We start from the raw sequence: 1,079 nt of genomic DNA, 5'->3' as shown, positions 1-1,079 counted from the left end.
AGAACCGGCCGTTCGACACAGACTGCCAGATCGGTAACAATTCTTGAACCGGTATATGGCGCTGGAGCGATATGGCAACAAAATTCGAAGCCAAAAAATTACGTCCGCTCAGCATTGCAATAGCTTGCGGAGGGTTGTTGACGATGGCGCAATGGTCTCCCGGGACCGTTCCCATGCCCCCGGCCAAGCTGGCTGATATGTGCAATGTTGATGCATCTGGAAATGTGATGCCAAGCCAGACGGTAATCGGTCACATAAGCCAAGTCCAAGACTCTTATTTTGTACGAGATGGCAATGGAATTACGACCTTGGTCTCAAAGTGCTTCAAGGGAGGGTGCGCGCCTTTTTCCCGGACTCTAGTCAAGGGGCATACGGGAGAACCCGTGCAGGCAGAATTTTGCGGCAATCATCCTGCTCGTTTAGTGATTTCCGGTGTCGAGGTATATCGACTGACGCAGCAAGTAATTGACGAAAACGTCACCGGCATCCAGCACATGCAATCGAGAATGCGCAGCATCGGGGCCGCTTGGTTTGGTGCGTGGCTGCTATTCCAATTCAGCATCGAGTGGCTCGGACGGCGACGAAAGGTAATCTAGTCCGCTAAACGCAGGCATCTGTACGTCCGCTGTTGTGGCAAAAAGCGAAGGTCGGCTCAGGGTCGAACACGGTCAGCCGCCATCCTATGGGGCGCGACCATCGCAGGCCGGCCAGTTTCAGACACTCGACCTCGACACATAGATCGCCGACAATCGTGGCGACTCATTCACTCAAGCTCCACATCGATGAAAGTATCCCGGGATTTCGGAATTGTTGTCCGGCGGGCCGCACTTTCGGCCAAGAACGTCGACCTGTCAACGGTCATGACCGAATTCAATCTTGGTAGATATTTTGACGAATCTGACAATCTGGTATCACTTGGTCCTTTTTTTGGAGGCGATGCGGCCGACGAATGTATGAAATCTTTGGAAAAGCTTGGACTTGCGTATATCGAAGACTTTTTTATCTTCGAGGGGTTTGTGCCCGACTGGTGCTCATTCGAGGTGTTCTGAACGCGGCCACAGCGAGATGCGTCCGGCTTC

The 1,079-nt window shown here is 52.7% G+C and carries 2 protein-coding genes; both read left to right on the top strand.

Features of this window, described 5'->3' with window-relative positions:
• The first annotated feature begins 71 nt into the window (after positions 1–71).
• On the top strand, positions 72–596 hold the full coding sequence (locus F3J10_RS35805) for a hypothetical protein (RefSeq protein WP_167244062.1): 525 nt from the start codon (positions 72–74) through the stop codon (positions 594–596).
• Positions 597–782: 186 nt separating this feature from the next.
• Positions 783–1,049: a hypothetical protein gene (locus F3J10_RS35800; protein ID WP_124083578.1), complete on the top strand. Its 267-nt coding sequence runs from the start codon at positions 783–785 to the stop codon at positions 1,047–1,049.
• The last annotated feature ends 30 nt before the right edge of the window (positions 1,050–1,079 follow it).

The sequence above is a fragment of the Burkholderia sp. Cy-637 genome (assembly GCF_011753175.1).
Lineage (GTDB): Bacteria > Pseudomonadota > Gammaproteobacteria > Burkholderiales > Burkholderiaceae > Burkholderia > Burkholderia gladioli.
This window is presented reverse-complemented; position numbering and strand designations above follow the sequence as displayed.

Bases quoted from the DNA above. Each gene is read 5' to 3' on its own strand.
- F3J10_RS35805 (WP_167244062.1), top strand. From the start codon at position 72: ATGGCAACAAAATTCGAAGCCAAAAAATTACGTCCGCTCAGCATTGCA.
- F3J10_RS35800 (WP_124083578.1), top strand. From the start codon at position 783: ATGAAAGTATCCCGGGATTTCGGAATTGTTGTCCGGCGGGCCGCACTT.